1 protein-coding gene is annotated in these 587 nt (G+C 68.8%); it reads right to left on the reverse strand.

Annotated features, from left to right (window positions below; all coding sequences use genetic code 11):
* The coding region (locus tag H7J86_RS31670) for a hypothetical protein (protein WP_267295813.1) at nucleotides 1-587 on the reverse strand (587 nt) is incomplete at both ends.

Here is a 587-nt window from a genome sequence, read left to right on the forward strand (position 1 = left end):
GATCCACGCTTCGCCCGCCGCGGCAGCACGCATCAGGGCGCCGTACTCACCGAAGTAGTCGGCAACAGCACCCAACCAGGGCAGCATGCCCAGGTACCGGAACACGCCCTTCGGGTGGGGCCGCTTCCCGAGTTCGGCACCGATGGCGTTCAGGATGCCCGCCAAGTGCCACACCTTGCGGGGCAGAGACATCGCAGACCAGCCGGGATCCTGGACGGCCGGTTCGGACTCCGCTTGGTCGGAGACCTCCCGTGCGCACAGCACCGCCGCCAGCATCCGCACCCTGGTCTGGGTATCCGTGATGCCGTACTCACGCGCGACGGCGCACAGCACGATCGCCTGATTGGTGAACCCGAGCAGATCCTGGACGGGCAGCCGGTCGGCTACCACACCGAACACCCCGGGGAACGCGACCAGCACCGTGTCCAGCGCACCGACACGGCGAACCCACCACCGGATGCGCGCGGCGCGGTCCTTCGCCTCCCACGCCTTGGTCCCGGGGATGTCCACGCAGTCCAGCCGTCGCCGTAACCCCAGCGGGTCGGCTTCGGCCAGCACATCCAGGATGAGGTCGATCAGGCTCACCG

Origin of the sequence: Mycobacterium hackensackense (assembly GCF_025822555.1) — a bacterium.
Lineage (GTDB): Bacteria > Actinomycetota > Actinomycetes > Mycobacteriales > Mycobacteriaceae > Mycobacterium > Mycobacterium fluoranthenivorans.